General features: G+C 41.9%; 12 protein-coding genes. 2 read left to right on the forward strand and 10 right to left on the reverse strand.

Features of this window, described 5'->3' with window-relative positions; all coding sequences use genetic code 11:
- Positions 1-37 precede the first annotated feature (37 nt).
- Both ccpA and ACQKFO_RS19730 read right to left on the reverse strand, forming a co-directional pair.
- Entirely contained in the window at positions 38-1,036 is a 999-nt protein-coding gene (gene ccpA / locus ACQKFO_RS19725; RefSeq protein ID WP_427600511.1) for a catabolite control protein A, read from the reverse strand.
- Between the two features lie 565 nt (positions 1,037-1,601).
- Complete coding sequence (locus ACQKFO_RS19730; RefSeq protein ID WP_148970963.1) at positions 1,602-2,678, reverse strand: bifunctional 3-deoxy-7-phosphoheptulonate synthase/chorismate mutase; 1,077 nt, start codon at positions 2,676-2,678, stop codon at positions 1,602-1,604.
- Positions 2,679-2,883: 205 nt separating this feature from the next.
- Between ACQKFO_RS19730 and ACQKFO_RS19735 the strand changes: the two genes are divergently transcribed.
- The gene (locus ACQKFO_RS19735) at positions 2,884-5,040 is read left to right on the forward strand and encodes a cell division FtsA domain-containing protein (RefSeq protein WP_427600512.1); all 2,157 of its coding nucleotides are present in this window, start codon (positions 2,884-2,886) and stop codon (positions 5,038-5,040) included.
- Between the two features lie 51 nt (positions 5,041-5,091).
- On the opposite strand, the gene ACQKFO_RS19740 is transcribed toward ACQKFO_RS19735, so the two are convergent.
- From ACQKFO_RS19740 to ACQKFO_RS19755, 4 genes are all read right to left on the reverse strand, one after another.
- Positions 5,092-5,676: a YtxH domain-containing protein gene (locus ACQKFO_RS19740; RefSeq protein WP_427600513.1), complete on the reverse strand. Its 585-nt coding sequence runs from the start codon at positions 5,674-5,676 to the stop codon at positions 5,092-5,094.
- A gap of 781 nt (positions 5,677-6,457) precedes the next feature.
- Positions 6,458-6,772, reverse strand: coding sequence for a bacillithiol system redox-active protein YtxJ (gene ytxJ / locus ACQKFO_RS19745; RefSeq protein WP_427600514.1), 315 nt, complete (start codon positions 6,770-6,772; stop codon positions 6,458-6,460).
- 131 nt (positions 6,773-6,903) lie between these two features.
- Positions 6,904-7,386, reverse strand: a complete 483-nt coding sequence (locus tag ACQKFO_RS19750) for a YtxH domain-containing protein (RefSeq protein WP_148970967.1) — start codon at positions 7,384-7,386, stop codon at positions 6,904-6,906.
- A 16-nt stretch (positions 7,387-7,402) separates the two neighbouring features.
- A complete protein-coding gene (locus tag ACQKFO_RS19755) occupies positions 7,403-7,915 on the reverse strand; it encodes a DUF948 domain-containing protein (RefSeq protein WP_148970968.1) in 513 nt (170 codons plus the stop codon).
- 201 nt (positions 7,916-8,116) lie between these two features.
- Here ACQKFO_RS19755 and ACQKFO_RS19760 point away from each other — a divergent pair, with 201 nt between their 5' ends.
- Entirely contained in the window at positions 8,117-9,232 is a 1,116-nt protein-coding gene (locus ACQKFO_RS19760; RefSeq protein WP_427600515.1) for an aminopeptidase, read from the forward strand.
- A 259-nt stretch (positions 9,233-9,491) separates the two neighbouring features.
- Here the strand turns inward: ACQKFO_RS19760 and murC are convergent, their stop codons facing one another.
- From murC to ACQKFO_RS19780, 4 genes are all read right to left on the reverse strand, one after another.
- Positions 9,492-10,808, reverse strand: a complete 1,317-nt coding sequence (gene murC / locus ACQKFO_RS19765) for a UDP-N-acetylmuramate--L-alanine ligase (protein WP_427600516.1) — start codon at positions 10,806-10,808, stop codon at positions 9,492-9,494.
- 157 nt (positions 10,809-10,965) lie between these two features.
- Entirely contained in the window at positions 10,966-11,634 is a 669-nt protein-coding gene (locus ACQKFO_RS19770) for a hypothetical protein (RefSeq protein WP_427600517.1), read from the reverse strand.
- A gap of 8 nt (positions 11,635-11,642) precedes the next feature.
- Positions 11,643-12,746 (reverse strand): nicotinate phosphoribosyltransferase, encoded by a 1,104-nt coding sequence (locus ACQKFO_RS19775; RefSeq protein WP_427600518.1) that lies wholly within the window; start codon positions 12,744-12,746, stop codon positions 11,643-11,645.
- Positions 12,747-12,854: 108 nt separating this feature from the next.
- Positions 12,855-15,659 (reverse strand): DNA translocase FtsK, encoded by a 2,805-nt coding sequence (locus ACQKFO_RS19780; RefSeq protein ID WP_427600519.1) that lies wholly within the window; start codon positions 15,657-15,659, stop codon positions 12,855-12,857.
- Between the last annotated feature and the right edge of the window lie 243 nt (positions 15,660-15,902).

The following is a 15,902-nucleotide window of genomic DNA, read 5'->3' on the forward strand; positions in this document are numbered from 1 at the left end:
GTTCTGTTTGTCTTTATCTTTTATATCGACAAACTTCTTATTTTGTTGAGTTCCGATGTTCGATTCGATGAGGTAGAACCACTGTGGATTCTTCAACCGTTTCCTTGTTCATATATTTCGTTAATAATCTCATCGCTACAGCCCCGATATCATATAAAGGCTGAACAACGGACGTTAACTGTGGTCTGACCATAAGCGCCAGTCTCGTGTTATCGAAGCTGATCACTTCAACTTCTTCAGGAATGGACACGTTCTGATCCTGAGCACCGTGAACGACTCCAAGGGCCGTCTCATCATTTCCGACGAATATAGCGGTCGGCTTGTCCTCAAGCTCAGAAAACTTCTGCCAGGCTTCAAGTCCTGAATCATATGTGTACTCACCTTCAACAACCAGTTCGTCACTATATTCAACTCCGGCTTTAGCGAGTGCCTCACGATACCCTTCTAATTTGAACTTCATGTTGATTGTATCGTGGAAAGGACCACTGACAAATCCGATACGCTTATGCCCTTTTTCCAACAATTCCGTAACAGCATCGTAGGTAGCCGCTTTGTAGTCGATATTAACGGAAGGGACCTTGCTTGTTTCTTCCACTGCCCCTGCTAAAACGATTGGAACAGGGGAACGTTCGAATTCCTGAACATGTTCCTCGGAAATGTGCCCGCCAAGGAACAGAATTCCGTCCACTTGTTTACCAAGCATCGTGTTGAGAAGATGAAGCTCCTTCTCCGCATTTTGATCCGAGTTACTTAAGATAATATTGTATTTGTACATCGTTGCGATATCTTCAATTCCACGTGCCAATTCAGCATAGAAGATATTAGAGATATCCGGAATGATGACTCCGACCGTTGTTGTTTTCTTACTTGCAAGTCCCCTTGCTACTGCATTCGGACGGTATCCAAGACGGTCAATGACCTCCAGTACTTTCTTTCTTGTTGCCGGCTTTACATTGGGATTTCCGTTGACAACACGTGAAACGGTTGCCATGGAAACATTTGCTTCTCTTGCTACATCATATATTGTAACGTTCATAGCTAACTCTCCTTTACTCTTCTACTCATTTATTTATCTTATTTTACACTAAATAAACCTAAAGAAAAAAGCGATTACAATAGTTTGTTAAAAAATGCACATAATTATATTCACGTTAGTGTTTTTTCAATGTATATAGGTTATTTATCTGCAATTACCATGATAATCATACGATAGTCTCTATATTCGTGCAACGACTGTGCCTTATCTTGATAAAAAGTTGATTATAGCATGTTGAAAGGGCGACTACCAGAATACAGACTCACTGGGAGAAGAGGATGCGTTTCGCCGATATATTTGGTATTTCGCCGATAAAAGTGAGATTTCGCCGTTAAAATCAGGATTTCGCTGATAAAATAAGAATTTCGCCGATAAAATGAAAAGTCCGCTGATATCCTCAATGAAGTTCGGATGATTCCCTGAAATTCATTCATTATTTTGTCATTATGCTGCTCGTAAGTAATAATAAAGGCTTTTCTTATAAACCCCCCCCACAATGACAGCAGAAAATCAAAAACAAAGGGTTGAACCCCATAAATAGGATCCAACCCTTCTCTTATATATATTATACTTCGATCGTTCTTCCTTTTAACAGCTCCTGATAGAAATGATCAAATTGATCTAAGTCCATTTGTTGGGCAGAATCGGATAAGGCAACGGCAGGATCAGGATGTACCTCAGCCATTACACCATCTGCACCGATGGCTAGTGCTGCTTTCGCCGTTGGAAGCAACAGATCTCTGCGTCCGGTTGAGTGCGTTACATCCACGAATACTGGCAGATGCGTTTCTTGCTTAAGGATCGGGACAGCTGAAATGTCCAATGTGTTTCTTGTCGCTTTTTCGTACGTACGAATTCCGCGCTCACAAAGGATGATGTCTCCATTACCTTGTGAAATGATATATTCAGCAGCGTTGATGAACTCATCGATCGTTGCAGCTAAACCGCGTTTAAGTAATACGGGCTTCTTCACTGCTCCTGCTGCTTTTAACAGCTCGAAGTTTTGCATATTTCTCGCACCGATCTGAATCACGTCAATGTATTCCAATGCGGGTTCGATATCGGCTGGATTTACGATTTCACTGACGACAGCCAAATCATATTCATCCGCGACTTTTTTAAGAATCTTCAATCCTTCAATCCCGAGACCCTGGAAGTCATAAGGGGACGTTCTCGGTTTGAACGCTCCGCCTCGAAGCAATTTAAGCCCTTTTGCTTTGACGGCTTTTGCCACTTCTGCTACTTGCTCGTAAGATTCAACCGCACATGGACCGAAAATGAAGTGAGGCTTTCCGTCTCCAATTGAATCTCCGTTGATCGTTACAATCGTATCATCCGGTTTCTTTTTACGGGAAACAAGCAGTGCTTTACGGTGATCGTCTTTTTGAAGCTCCAAACCTGCTTTAAAGATTTCTTTAAAAATATGTTCAACGGTCGAATGTTCAAATGGACCATTATTATTTTCTTTGATCAGATCAAGCATTCCTCTTTCACGAACAGGATCATAGCGGTATACTCCTTGAGTCTCCTTGACACGCCCGATTTCCTGAACTAGTTTAGCACGTTCATTAATGGTGTCTAATAGTTTTAAGTTCATCTCGTCTACTTGTTTTCGTAATTGATCGAGCTCTTGATTACTCACAATACAGCACCCTTTCTTTTTTTATCCTGTTCATACGTAAAAACTGTTATAGTTTTAAGAAAGTATGATACATTTTTGATATTGAAACTTATTATAATAGAACATATCCAAAATGTCACGATAAAATTCTTTATTAATTAGACGCTTTTAAGCGCTAAAGTATTTTAGTATTGTATGAGAATAGGCTAAAGTGGGTGAACACTAATTGAAAAATACGCAAAAAATATTTGCATTGGACATTGGAACCCGATCGGTTGTAGGGATCATTTTAGAAGAAATAAACGGAATATTTCAAGTTTCAGATATTTTAGTAGAAGAGCATAAAAAGAGAGCCATGTTGGATGGTCAGATCCATGACGTTCCAGCAGTCGCAGAGGTCATTTGCTCCATTAAAGAGAAATTGGAGAAGAAACACAGCCCTCTTCATAAAGTGTGTGTCGCAGCTGCCGGAAGAGCCCTGAAAACGGCAACCGCATCTTCCACATTGAATATAAAGGGAAAACCCCTTCTTCAAAAAAACGATATCCTTCATCTCGAGTTAAGTGCCGTCCAGCAGGCTCAAGCATTGGCTGCAGAAAACGAAAATGATGCGAATGGCTATCACTATTACTGTGTTGGTTATTCTGTCCTTTTTTACCGTTTGGATGGTGAGGAAATCGGGAGTCTCATCGATCAGCAGGGGGAAGAGGCAACGGTTGAGATTATCGCAACCTTCCTTCCACGTGTAGTAGTTGAATCCTTAATTGCGGCGCTGAATCGCGCTGGCTTAGAAATGGACGCCTTAACCCTTGAGCCCATCGCTGCGATTAATGTCCTGATTCCAGAATCCATGCGACGACTCAATGTTGCCCTCGTTGATATTGGAGCAGGAACATCCGATATCGCGATCACCAATCTGGGCACGGTCATTGCCTATGGAATGGTACCGACAGCCGGCGATGAAATAACAGAAGCCATCAGCAATGAACTATTGCTGGATTTTCCTTTAGCCGAGCAGGCAAAGAGGGAGCTTCAGTCCAATGAGGAGATTACGGTTACCGATATTCTCGGTTTTGAAACGAGTTTGCCTGCACTGGAGGTTGTGGAAAGAATTGGTCCAGCTGTAGATCGTTTAGCCGGGGAGATTTCCAAGGAGATTCTCCGTTTGAACAATGGGAAGCCTCCACAAGCTGTCATGCTTGTAGGGGGAGGCAGCTTAACGCCTGAGCTGCCGGGCAAATTAGCTTTATCCTTACAACTTCCACACAACCGGGTCGCAGTAAGAGGCGTGGAAGCGATTCAGAATATAACCATATTGGATGAGATAACGAAAGGACCAGAGCTCGTTACACCTATCGGAATCGCCATTGCAGCAAAGCAGACACCTGTCCAATACGTCACAGCCCATGTAAACAATCAGCCGGTCCGATTATTTGAAGTAAAGGACTTAACGGTCGGGGACTGCATTTTAACTGCGGGCTTAAAACTAAGTAAATGGCACGGGGTTCCAGGTAATGGTTTCTTTGTAACAGTCAATGGTCAAGATATAACCTTACCAGGAGGTCATGGTCAGGCACCTCTTATCGAAAAAAATGGTCAGCCCAGTACACTCGACGAAAAAATTAACAATAACGATATCATCACTGTTCACAAAGGAGAGAACGGGACTTCACCAAGTGTAACGATTGGAGATCTATTAGACACCTCTACTTCTAAACAGGTTCTGATAGATGAGAACCCTTTTTTACTATCTCCACTCGTCTACAGAAACAATCAACCTGCATCCCTTGATGATACCATTCAGGACCGTGATTGTATCCGGATCGAACTGATGGAATCACTATTCGATGTGTTGAAGCATTCAGGGTATGAAGAGTGGTTAGAAAGCACTAAGCCCTATCGTATTTCCATCAATGGAAAAGACACTTTCTTCCCTGTTTATAGTGGAAAGCTGTTCATCAACGGGATTGAGGCGAAGCTATCATCAAAGATTCAACAGGGCGATATCATTTCATATAAACCAGGCCTTACTCCAACGGTAAAGGAGCTTCTCGCCAAGAAACAGCTTACTGCAGGGGCTACTATCATGATTACTTTTAACGGAAAGAAAGTAGAGCTTATGAAAGAAAGCAGCCGTGTTTATCGCAATGGCAATAGACTTGGAATGGATGATCATTTATTTGCGGGGGATGCGATTGAAATACAAGAACTACAGATAAGCTCATTTATTTTCCAGGACTTATTTAGTACTGTAGAAATCAACATGCCTTCTCATGCGAATGGGAGCTTCATACTCTTGAAAAACGGAGAGGAAACCACCTTTTATGAAGAAATTCAAAATGGGGATGAGCTTGAAATCGTCTGGCCTCAGTCCACACGCTGAATGAAAGAATAGCAGACAGCAAAAAACTGGCATTTACGCCAGTTTTTTTGTTTATGATCCAACTTGTCCAGGTACGCTGCTCGTACGATTAGTTGGATGGATATTGTTGTTATCGTTCGAAGCAGTTGAACTCGTTGAAGTCTGTGAGCTGTTTACTGAAGAGGTCGTGTCTCCTGTCACTTCTTCACCTGCTTCTTTCACTTTACCGCCTATATCCTTCAATTCCTCTGCCGCTTCCTTCGTTGTAGCGATAATTTCTGAAGAATCTTCCTTTACTTGATTCACTTGGTCGATCACATCATCATTCACCTTTTCATAAAGGTTCTGTGCGTCGTTGATCGCATCCTTTAATACTGTGGAAGCCGTTTTAAGGCGATCCTGCCAGTCGTTCATAACTCCCGATGGATTCTCCCTTACCTTTGCCACCATCCCCATTGTGGAGTCCTTTACATTGGATGTTCTGGATGAAACCCGCTTCCTCGTTGTTTTATCAAGCATAGCCAGTGCGCCGCCTACTACAGCTCCCACTACCATGCCTTTTAATAACTTGCCATTCTTCTCACCGGAAGTGCCGTTCATCGCAGTCGTATTAGTCGTATTGCTCGTTTGAGTATTATAAGGTACAGTCTGTGTCATGAATCGTTCCTCCTAATTTACTTTAAATAAATTTTATTCTTATAGGGTAAGTTCCCTGTATGATAGAAAATAAACACTTGGGAGGGAATTACCAAATTTTTATAAATGCACGCATTCTTTCTGTACTCTTATAGAAAAATACATAACCTCCCTCGCCATAAAAAAGGTTCTTTTCACAAAGATTGTTGTTCTTTAACATAAGATCTGCTTGGGCTCTGTCAAATTAGTATGTGCTGGATGGTGAGGGGAACTGCTTCGCTTTCCGCGGACGTTCGGCCGAGCCTCCTCAGCTTCGCTTCCGGGGTCTCGGCACGACCGTACTTCCGCAGGAGTCTACGCAGTTCCCCTCACCATCTATAAGAAAATTTCGTGACAGAGCTTAAAAATGACAAAAAGAATAAAAGAGACTACTGCTCTCTTTACAAGAAGTTATTTACCCTGGGAGCATTATTTGATTCATTTGAAAGACAGTTCATTGATCCACTTTATGAGTTAACATAAAATTTTCTTTTATTCCTTTGTAGGTACGTTGTTTTGGGAACAAACGCTCAACCTATCTAGAATAGGAGCTTTTTTTGTGTTTGTCTATCTATAATAATGTAGTAGCACAGAGTGGATTGTAGCGGAAGGCACTTGACTCCTGCGGGATATAGAGGAAAGCAAGTGCCTGGAGCGAAAAGGAACGGTCCATGTTTTCACACAAACACTCGTTCTTAGCAATAATATTTACGAAAAGTGCTTTTTAAAAAAGACCCTGCAATTAAACAGAGTCCTTTCACTTCTACAACTTATTCAATTCAGTCTCAGTGATATTCCAATGTGAAGCATTCCAGCCCGGTTTTCCTTCAATAAACAAGAAGGCTTGGGGTGATTCATGCCTGATGCCGTATTTTTCGGCAATATGATTGGATAACTCCCTTGACTCTTGAACGGCTAAATAGTAGCCGTCTTCCTCTTCATGCTTATTCAGGAAGGCCTGGTATTCATTGAAAGCATTTGAGCTCACAGGGCAGGTTAAGCTGTGCTTCATAAAAAAGAAGCGGGCATTCGTTTCGGAAAGCTGTTCAAACTCTTGAACGGTTTCAATTTTTTGCATATCATTCATACTCCCTTCCATAAAAATGTGCATTATCGGATAGCCGGAGACAGAGTTGCCTCAATGCATTTTCATTCCAACACAAAAACGGTGAAGTAATCATATCACTTCACCGCCCTTGGAATCAATTATTATTGATTGTATGTTTTTTCAGTTTCGTCAAATGCCTTTTTTGTTTCTTCTAGCTTTTGATTTACATCTTCTGTTTCTTCCACAGGTGTGGTTTCACCTACAGCAACAGCTTGAAGTTCATCGTTCGTTTCTTGAAGCTCGTTATTATTAGAGCGGTATGTTTTCAGCTTTCCAACCACATTGTTGGATTGCTCCTGTACTGATTTTGAAAGTGCAGATGATTTTTCTTTTGCTACTGCTGCAAGCTCATTGCTCTTTTCCACAGCCGTGTCTTTCCACTGACCTGTCTTTTCTTTCAGTACGCCAGCCTGCTCGTTAATATCATGACGAAGGTCTTTACCTGATTTAGGAGCCAGTAGAAGAGCTGTTGCCGCCCCAACGATTCCTCCGATCAGTGTTCCGATCATGAAGTCTTTCGAGTTGATGTTGTTGCTGTCGTTCGTTTGGTTTTGGTTCTGATTTTGATTGTACTGTTGTGTCATTTAAAAATTCCCCTCTCTAATTGTTATAAGATCTTGCTCTTTTAATCAATTTTTCTCGAGATCGAACTTCTTTAGATGCTTGGTTTTGAACAGCTGCATCAGGTTGACTTGGCTGTTTTTCCTGTTTTTGTTTCCATTTGTCCTTTAACTCGATAAAGGCATTGCCCCACTGAACCACTTGTGAAATCTTACCTTGATTTCGTTCAAGTTCAGTTGAAATGGAAGTACTTACCTTCTTAACCGAGTTATTAAGGTTCTGGATGGAATGCCCTACATCTCTTACTGCATAAACAACAGTGTTCAGATCCTCAGATTTCTTCTGGATATCCTCAGCTAATAGATTTGTTTTATGTAGTAATTCAGTAGACTCTTTTGTTACTCCCTGAAGCTGGCTCTCAAGGCCCGTCAATGTAGTCGAAACACTGTCCAGGGTAGATCCTAAAGACTTCAAGGTTTTCATTACACTCATAACTAAAATAAAAAATGCAACTGCTATTACAGCCACGCTTAGATAAAGAATGATTTCCATATGCCACACCTCCATGTATAGAAATTCTTTACCCTTATGATAAACAAATAAACATTATACTAGTATTTCTTCCTTCCGCATGAATTCTCCTGCACGAAAAAATAAAAAATATTTCTTGATTTATCATTTCACATTTTGTTTCTCTCATCCATTTTTGTTTTAGGGTACAATAGTAGAGATCACATAAAAGGGGGAAATCCAATGAAAGATCCACGCATTGAAAAACTGGCAAAAAATTTAATTCAATATTCCGTGCAGTTACAGCCTGGAGAAAAAGTATTGATTGAAAACTTCGGATTACAACGTGAGCTTGTAACAGCACTCGTTAAGGAAGCATATGCAGCAGGGGGATATCCTTTCGTATCCATTAAAGATCACTCAGTCGACCGCGCATTATTAATGGGAGCCCAGGAAGAGCAATATGATATGATCGCAAGCTTTGAAGCGAATGTCATGGAGCAGATGGATGCCTATATCGGTTTGCGTGCAGGTGATAATATCAGCGAGCAATCGGATGTACCTGACGAAAAGATGAAAATCCACGGTAATACGATCGGGAAGAAAGTACATAGAGAGATCCGGGTTCCCAAGAAAAAATGGGTAGTGCTGCGCTATCCGACTTCATCCATGGCACAGCTCGCCAACATGAGCACAGAAGGCTTCGAAGACTTCTACTTCGATGTCTGCAACCTGGACTACAGCAAAATGGACAAAGCCATGGACAACCTGGTTGAACTCATGAACAATACGGATAAAGTCCGCCTTGTCGGAGAAGGGACGGACCTTTCATTCTCAATCAAGGACATTCCTGCAGTGAAATGTGCGGGACGCCTGAACATTCCCGATGGAGAAGTATATAGTGCACCTGTGAAAGATTCCGTAAATGGAATCATTTCCTACAATACACCGTCACCTTATAATGGATTTACCTTTGAAAACGTAAAATTGACATTCAAAGAAGGTAAGATTGTAGAAGCCACTGCAAACGATACAGACCGAATCAACAAAATCTTTGATACGGATGAAGGGGCAAGGTACGTAGGCGAATTCGCCATTGGAGTGAATCCTTACATCCAGCATCCGATGCAGGACATCCTCTTTGACGAAAAGATCGATGGCAGCTTCCACTTCACGCCGGGTGAATGCTACGAAGAAGCGTACAATGGGAACCACTCGAACATTCACTGGGATATGGTAATGATTCAGCGTCCTGAGTACGGCGGCGGAGAAATCTATTTCGATGATGTATTGATTCGAAAAAACGGTCGATTTGTCATTGAAGAACTTGAAGTGCTGAATCCTGAGAATTTGAAATAACAATGAAGAGTCACTGTCATGAATCATGACGGTGACTTTTTGTTTGAGTGTGCGAGAAAGGTAATGTTGAATCATCTCATGAATATGGTCAGATATTCTCCTGCTGAATTTCTTCCTGATTTCAACTGTTGATTTTCGCATCATATTCTCCTGCTGAATATCCCTCTTTTTTTGACAGGAGAATATCTACAAATATTCTCCTGTCAAACCTACCTCAAAGCATAAAAAAACCGGCTCCCATCAGAACCGGTTTTTCACATTAATTTTCTGCTAATTGTTCCTCCAGCGTTTTTTCATACGCTTGTTGGAACTTTTGTACATCTCCTGCTCCCATGAAAATAAGCACGCTATTGTCGTGTTTTAATAGGGCAGTCGTATCTTGTTCGTCTATAATTTCGCATCCTTCGATCTTGCTTCCAAGATCGTTGATCGAAAGTTTCCCATGATTTTCCCTTGCGGAACCGAAGATTTCACATAAGTACACTTTGTCTGCAAGACTCAGGGTTTCTGCAAACTCTGAAAGGAAGGTTTGCGTACGTGTAAATGTGTGAGGCTGGAAGACAGCGATAATTTCTTTTTCAGGATATTTCTGTCTTGCCGAATCTACGGTTGCTTTAATTTCAGTCGGATGATGAGCGTAATCATCGATCAGGATCTGATTGCCCACTTCTTTTTCAGAGAAACGGCGTTTAACCCCTTTGAATGAGCTTAATCTATCCTGGACGATGGCTGTATCAAGCTCTTCGTAATGACAAATGGCAATGACGGATAAAGCATTCATGATGTTATGGTCACCGAATGTCGGGATTTTGAATGCTGCATAAAATTCATTACGGACAAACACATCGAATGAAGTGCCGGTTCTGTCCCTTGTTACGTTTCTCGCCTGAAAGTCATTCTCCTCGGCAAAGCCATAAAACACGACTGGCACTTGAGCCTGGATTTTCTGTAACTGTTCGTCATCTCCACAGGCGATGATTCCCTTTTTCACTTGCATCGCCATCTCCTGGAAGGCAGAGAAAACGTCATCCACATTGGCAAAATAATCGGGATGATCGAAGTCAATATTAGTCATGATGGCGTAGTCAGGAAAATAAGACAGGAAGTGGCGGCGATATTCGCACGCTTCAAAGACAAAGTATTGAGCATCCACTTCCCCTTTCCCTGTTCCATCCCCGATCAGGAAGGATGTTGGCTTTGCGCCACTGATGACATGTGCCAACAATCCGGTTGTAGACGTTTTTCCGTGCGCACCGGTTACCGCTACACTTGTAAATTTCTGCATGAAGTCTCCAAGAAATTTATGATATCTAGTGAGGGGTAGACCTTGCTCTACAGCTGCCTGAATTTCTTCATGTGTATCAGGAAATGCATTTCCTGCGATCACATGCATATCCCCTCCAATGTTTTCTTTTTGGAAAGGGAGAATTTTTATATTTGATTCATCCAGAGCTTTCTGAGTAAAGAAATATTTATCTACATCAGATCCTTGGACCTCGTAGCCCATATCGTGGAGTATTTGGGCTAATGCACTCATGCCCGACCCCTTAATTCCTACGAAATGATATATAGTCATAATAGAACCTCCAACAATCGTCTATCTAAAAGCATTATATGAAATGAATATTATTTTGCCATCGGTCTTAAGCTTTTGATATTTAGTATAGAAAAAAGCGAACTTTCTTCAACTTGAAACATTATATCATTTTTTAAAATCCCTGACCATGCACAAGCTACAAAAGGCTGCGGATTATGAAGTTTGGTGCTTCCTCTTTTAAATATGTTCTCCATAATACCCCAGTTTTTTGATTCATTTGACCATAATGATTTTTCACGTCTGATAAAATCCCCTCTGATTTGACGGGGAAAACGGGACCTAAGATCCACTGATGAGTCACTAACGGGACTTTCCTCACGAAATAGACCCCGCCCTCACGAATTCCCTTTTTATTGAAATCAAGGTTTGTTTTAACAGAAACTTCTTCATCCTGAATGACATTCTTACATGTAAACGTAACTTCTTCGTTCTGAGTATCGATTTTTCTAATGATGATGGGCTCCCAAGCTGCAGTCAGCACGATTGCACCGAGCAGTTTGACTGATTCATGCAGGGTATGGGACTGAAGAAATTGAAAGAACAGGGTTTGACCCTTAATGGTCTTATAATCAAACAAAAACCATTCCTGAAACAGCTTTTCGACTTCCTCATCCAATAGGGTGTCATCATGTATTAGGAAACGCTTAGAGAAAATCATCTTGGCCCGTACCTTTTCCCTTATGTTCGTTTCCTTCAAAGCGTACTCATACGCTTTTCTATAGAGGTCTTCTATATGGTGTTCGGCCATTCTTTGTTTTTTTTGTCTATATTGCTCTAGATTTAAAAGGCTTTCTGGTTCTTGCATCCTCTCACCTATTCGAATTCTACTTTTTCCAGTCGGGGGTTTGGACGGAGTTTTCTTCCTGCCTTGGCTTCAGGGGAACCGTCAATCACGACATTATCTCCCGTAAACCCGACATGAATTTTCAGAAGACTGCTTCCCACTCCATACATATCGACTGGAACTTTATTTTCCTCAAACTGGCGAATACGATCTTCGTTAAATCCACCTGAAACCACAATCTTGACGTGGTGGAATCCTTCTTCATCCAAGGCTTGTCTTAAGGCATTAATCAGTTGCATGTTTACTCCCCGCGGATCAAATGTTCCAAGCACATGTTGATTACGTAGGAAGTATTTATCGATCATCATTCTTGATGTATCTACCCTTACCCCTTTTAATTCAGGGCCAAACTCCCGTGCTACCTTTAATGAGTCGGTAATGGCATCATTATTGTAGTCTACAAGGGCAATGAGCTCGTCTTCAGGAAATGTTTCCTGATAAGCTTTGGTGGCTTCTACGATATCCCCATTGAATAATTGGATCAGGGCGTGGGGCATGGTACCCATCCCTTTCTTTCCCCACCATTCGTTCATGGCATGGGTAGCCTGAGCTGTGGATCCCCCCATAAATGCCGCATATCCATCCCCGGCCTGCTGAGTAAAGTGATCATCCCGATCCCCCATGAAGATGACCGGTTTTTGTTTCCCTGAAATAGAGGCGGCTTTCATTACATTATAGACACTCGTCGCCACTGATGTTCTTCTAGCCAGGATACCATCAATGATTCCTTCCAAATAGCCAAAGTCCTGGTAACGGCCCTTGATGGTCAGAACCGTTTCAAATGGTGAGATTTGATCTCCATCCTTTAAGGAATGGATTTCAAGATTCTCCGGATTATCAGCGAAACTATGTAGAAGTGCAATCACTTCATCCGTTCCACAAATAACGGCATGATTCTTTTGAAAGAATTGCATGGTGACAACGGCATCCGGTTTATACTTCTTGGCAATTTCCTTTGTTTTCAAGAAATAAACCGCTGAAAACCAGCCATCCTTGATTCTTTCGTCAAACTTAAATGTATGATTGGTCAATCTGTTGAGTTTTCCTTGAAGTTTCAATTCTATTTCTTTCATCACTAAAGCTCCTTATGGCTCTTCCTACACAAAAATAGGTATTCTGTTTACTGAATCCTAAAAGGACACATATAAACAGAATACCATGTATTAAATGATTCTACTAGTCTATGCCAGAGTCTCCAATTCACTCTCGGAAATCAGGACATCCCTTGGCTTACTGCCTCTGGACTCTGAAATAATTCCATTACTCTCCATCATTTCCATCAATCTTGCGGCGCGGTTATAACCGATTCTGAATCTGCGCTGCAAGCCTGATGCAGAGGCCCCCCCCTGGTCGACGACAAACTCACAGGCTTCTAAAAATAATTCATCTTCTTCTTCGGTTACCTGCGCCTTCTTGATCAATTCATCCTGTTGGAAGAGATAATCCGGTTCTCTTTGCTCTCTTACATGATTGATGATGTCATCGATTTCGTCATCTGACACGAAGGTTCCCTGCAAGCGGACCGGTTTTGATGAACCATTTTCCAGGAAGAGCATATCTCCCTTACCAAGAAGCCTTTCAGCACCGCTTCCATCGATGATTGTTCTTGAATCGACGCTTGATGATACGGAAAACGCCACTCGTGTCGGTACATTCGCTTTAATCAAGCCTGTAATGACGTCGACTGAAGGACGTTGAGTCGCAATGATTAAATGAATCCCACATGCACGTGCCTTCTGGGCGATTCGGCATATCGCTTCTTCAACATCTGCCGGCGACATCATCATCAGGTCAGCTAACTCATCAATGACTATTACTAAATACGGCAGCATATCACTGTATTGTTTATTCCGTTTAGCCAGTTCATTGAAGCGTTTAATATCCCTCACACCAGTATGAGCGAATAATTCGTATCTTCTCTCCATTTCCTCAACAGCCCATTTAAGAGCTGCAGTAGCTGCCTTCACATCCGTTATGACCGGACTGACGAGATGTGGGATCCGGTTATAGGGAGCAAGCTCTACCATCTTCGGATCAATGAGTAGCATCTTCAATTCATCCGGTGATGCTTTGTACAAGAGACTCACGAGTATCGAGTTGATACATACACTTTTACCCGATCCGGTAGCACCGGCGATGAGTCCATGTGGCATTTTGCTTAAATCAGTCACGATCGGCTGTCCGGAAATATCGAGACCAAGAGCAGCGGTCAGAGGCGAAGACGGCTCTTGGAACTCAGGACTCGCAATGACTTCACTAATGCATACGGGACGGCTTTCCCGGTTAGGCACTTCAATACCAATCGTATGCTTACCCGGAATAGGGGCCTCCATTCGAATATCCCTGGCAGCCAGGCTCAGCTTAATATCATCTGATAGATTCGTAATTTTATTCACCTTCACGCCAGGTTCAGGCTGAACCTCGAACCTCGTGACAGATGGCCCTTGTGTAACATTCACTACTTTGGCCCTCACATTAAAGTTATGAAGGGTTTCGTCCAGTAATATTCTTTGTGCATCGAGCCACTCTTCGCTCATTTCCTTTGATACAGGAGGCATCAGATAATCCATTTCAGGAAAAACATAGTCTCTTGCCCTTTTAGAAGATGAGCTTAATTCACTATAACTCTTTACTGCCTCTTCTCCTTGAACAGAATTTTGTTGAGATGTTTTCTGTTCAGGATGATGAATGGATTCCGCTTCTTCCACTTTTTCTTTCTTTACTTCCAGGACAGGTTGCTCCCTCTTCTCCGGTTCTGCTTCAGTCTGAGTTAATGTTTCTCCCTCACTTTTCTTTTGGATGGGAGTCGAATCATTACTGGCTGATCGTTTTCGGGCATCTAACTGTCGCTTATCCTGCTTTAGCATCAATACATTAAAAGGAAGATGGGACCTCTTACGTCTCTGCGGTTCTTCCTCCCTCTGCGCCGGTTGGGAACGTGCAGGTTCGGGTTTTTCCTCTACCAGTTTCTCCTCACTCGTGGATTCATTTTGTACAACAGGTTCTTGAACCGGTATCTCTTGAAGAGGATGAACGGGTTCCTGGATATGTTCTTCATTTACTTCATCTTCACGTGCAGAATGTGGTGGTACTTCCTGCACAGAGTCATTAAGCTCTTTCTCTTCATGTGATGAATACTCCAGCTCATGGGTTGGTTGCTCCATTTCAGATATAAGAGAAACTCGTTCATTTGGGTTCTGGGGAACTTCCTCAGGGCTCTCCACTTTTGGCTCTGGATTTTCAACTGGAGTTGTTTCATTGATATCTCCTGCTTTAACCAACAGAGTATCTTCAATCTGCGATTCTTCACGTTGTTCTTCCGGAAAATTCATCATCATCGCAACAGGTTCATCGTTAATAGGTTTTTCGGATTCAGCCGATTCAACTTCGACAATGGATGCTGATTCTTTTACAACGGGAATTGAATTCTCTACTTCAGATAGAGCCTCATGATCAATCACAGCTTCTTTGCTCTCTTCTTCATTATGTAAAAATTTCTTAAGTTCGAACTCTACCTGATTTTCTTTTTTTACCGGTCGTCCTCTAAAACCATAGATGGGGGAAGGGATTTCTGTAGGGGTGAACGGCCTGCTGTTTCCCTTTTCCACTTTAGGAGATTTCTTCGGTTGGACTTTAACCGATGGTTTTTCTTCTTTCCACTTTCTATTTTTAGCAGCGTGGTCCTGACTCTTTTCCTTTTGTTCCTTAGGCGGCTCTTCCTTCTCCTGGCTTCTTCGATTTCTATTCGTTCGTGGACGCTCTATATTTTCTCCATCCGATATAAGGGGAAAGCGAAAAGTCCCTTTAGGATATTGATACGTCATCCTAGCTTCTACATCACGTGAATGGTTGGGCCCTACTATATTTTTACGTTCAGCCTTTTTACGTTCAACAGGCTGAACTTCATCATTTTTTTCATCATAATACTCTTCAAATTGTTCATCATTATCTGATAATTTACCAAATATTTTTTTAATCCAGCTCACAAACATCACTCTTTCTTTCATACTTATTTATATTTTATCAGTTAAAGAGAAAAATTCGAGTCATTTCGATAGAATAAGAGAATTGTTAAAGGATTGTGTCGAAATAAACATAGGTGTAAAGAGATTGTAATACGTTTTGGAAGGTTATATTTTGGAACTTTGTTGCTGAACGAGTAGTGGTTGCTTTCCGCTTCAGGTGCTCGCTTTCCGCGGGGCGTGAGCTGAGCACCTTCCGCTCCAATC

The sequence above is a fragment of the Rossellomorea sp. NPDC071047 genome (assembly GCF_050270195.1).
GTDB lineage: Bacteria > Bacillota > Bacilli > Bacillales > Bacillaceae_B > Rossellomorea.